General features: G+C 68.0%; 3 protein-coding genes. All 3 read left to right on the top strand.

Annotated features, from left to right (window positions below):
* Positions 1-278 precede the first annotated feature (278 nt).
* Positions 279-434, top strand: a complete 156-nt coding sequence (locus ACPXCS_RS39540) for a hypothetical protein (RefSeq protein WP_158102172.1) — start codon at positions 279-281, stop codon at positions 432-434.
* Positions 435-1,017: 583 nt separating this feature from the next.
* Positions 1,018-1,383, top strand: coding sequence for a hypothetical protein (locus tag ACPXCS_RS39535; RefSeq protein ID WP_425952348.1), 366 nt, complete (start codon positions 1,018-1,020; stop codon positions 1,381-1,383).
* Positions 1,384-1,817: 434 nt separating this feature from the next.
* Positions 1,818-2,255 (top strand): hypothetical protein, encoded by a 438-nt coding sequence (locus ACPXCS_RS39530; RefSeq protein WP_425952349.1) that lies wholly within the window; start codon positions 1,818-1,820, stop codon positions 2,253-2,255.
* Positions 2,256-2,303: the final 48 nt, after the last annotated feature.

The raw sequence follows: 2,303 nt of genomic DNA, 5'->3' as shown, positions 1-2,303 counted from the left end.
CGCTCACCGGGAGGCTCGGCAAGCGGCACGACGTCACCCAGCTCCTGCCGCTGCTGCTGGACGCCGTCTCATCGATCCGGCGCTCTTGAGGCCACCGGCCCTGGAATCCGTCGCACGGAACCGTGAGCGCAGGGCGCAGTCAGGCCGGGACGGATGCAAGGAAGTGGGTGGTTGTGACATTTGAGGCCGAGCGTACGTCGTGTGGGATGCAAACGACGGGCGGGGTACGGTTCGAGTCGGACAGCGCTCCGGCGGGTGAGCGAGTGGGGGGAAGCCAGGTGGCAGAGCGGTACCGCGTGGAGTGGACCTACGAGGGCAGCTCGATGGCGTCATACGACACCTATGACCTTGTCGGCGCCGAACGCTACATGTCCAGGGTCATGGAGGACCCGATCGCCGAGGACGTCAGGATCGTCGAGGCCGAGCCCGAATAGCGGGCCTCGACGCGCGGCGTCGGCCAGCGCCTGACAGGTGCCATGGCAGGTCGGACTTCATGCGATTCAGGATCCGGTGATTGCGACGAACACGGACTCTGCGGTAAAGCGGCCATCACCGCAGACACGAGGGGACGTCTTTCGCCCGCTCGTAGCGGTCGCCCACACCCCGCTACTCAACGGGCTTCTGTGCAGTCGCCTTGTCAGGCTCGCCCCGGAAGCGTTCGGCAGGAGTACGCCTGCCCCGGCGGAAAGCGGCGAGACCGGCGTCGAAACCTGTCGCGGATCCCACGAACAGGACCGACTCGTCGCACCCCACGAAGATGCTTCCTCCACCCCGGGTGCCGGCTGGCCACACACAGATTCCGAGTCCGTCGGGCAACTCCCGTACCGTGAGCGCTCCAGCAGTGCCGAGCTCCCCAAAGAGCGTCGCTGCTATGCGTGCCAGGCGATGGATGTCCATGTCACACTCCGCTTCGTTCCAGCCGGACGTACCTTCTCACGGGCAAGGCAGAGTGCCTGGTCGCGTCACCTGCTTGGCGCTAGCCCTTAGACCTTCCGCATTCTGAACAAGGAGCTAGTTGTGGATGCCGCCACGGCTCGATTCATAGCAACGGTCGCGGCTCTGCCGCCCCAGACTCTCGCCGCCGCGTTCGACCACGCCGTCAGCCGGCGTCGGCAGGGCGGCCGTGAGGCAAGCCGTGCCCTCCGGCTCTCCGCATCAGAAAACTCCGAGCTCGACCACGCCGTCCGGTCGGCGCTGCTTCCGCGCAGTGAGGAACTCAATGCATACCGCGCGGGACTCCACTCGGACGCCAAGTCCGTCTGCGTGATCGCAGCCAAAGCCGTACGGAAATCCGCCACGCTCCCAGCCGAGCAGTACGCCCTGCTCACCGCCCCGTTCACAGCCGTCGGCGTCGCAGTCCCCCGCCACCATGCCCCCTACTGAGGTTCCCAGGGTGGGGTCGGTGGTGCGAGGGTCAGGTCGGGTGCATACGGCGGGAGGCGAACGGTGGTGAGCACGTGGTGCTCGGCCTCGTACCGTTTCAGCCCGGCCACCAGGTGGGTGTTGAGTTGGTGAAATTGCAAACTCGGCGCTCCTGCGCCCACTCCATGCCCAGCTCCCGGAGTGCGTCGAGCTGTCGGCGCTGGGTCTGCCTCGCCTCGACTTGGTGTTCGATACCCACACGCCGAGTTTCACGGTCACCGGGGCCGCCTCGCCGTCGACCGTGATCTCTTCGCTGTGGCCGCGCGGTACAGGCCGGTGGGGAGGCACCCCGTACGAGGGACTCGAGCCGCCGACTCGCCCTGGGCCGGTCGCGCGGACCGTGGCCCGGCCGTAAACAGGAGGGGGCAGCCTGGTCGGCGCCCGGCCCGCTGCTGGTGCAGTCCCGCCGCGACAGCCTCATGCAGAGCCGCTTCCCCGAGCTCGTGGACGCGGCCGCCGACCTGCCCGACGGCCTGGTCCTCGATGGCGAGCTGGTCGTGTGGGTGGAGGGCCGGATGTCGCTCGAGGCGCTCCAGCGGCGAGTGGTTTCCGGCGGCCGGGCCGCCGCGGGGCTCGCTCAGGAGATGCCGGCGCACTTCATCGCCTTCGACCTCCTCCAGGTCGACGGCCAGGAGCTGCTGCAAGTCCCGTACGGCGAGCGGCGCGCGCAGCTGGAGCGGCTGTTCACCGACCGCGAGCTGAGCGCCCGGTGGACGCTGCGCCCGGAGACCACGGATATGGCGACGGCACGGGAGTGGCTGACGTCTTGGAGGCAGGTGCCCGGCGTCGAAGGTCTAGGCAGGGTCTTTCCGATCATCCGATCGTTGGACTGATCGTGAGGGATGGGGAGATATCTGACGCCGCATGGTCGGTGATCGAGC

This window comes from Streptomyces sp. DT190, assembly GCF_049846985.1.
In the GTDB taxonomy this organism is placed as follows: Bacteria; Actinomycetota; Actinomycetes; order Streptomycetales; family Streptomycetaceae; genus Streptomyces.
Note: the sequence above shows the minus strand (reverse complement) of the source record. Positions and strands in the feature narration are given on the sequence as shown.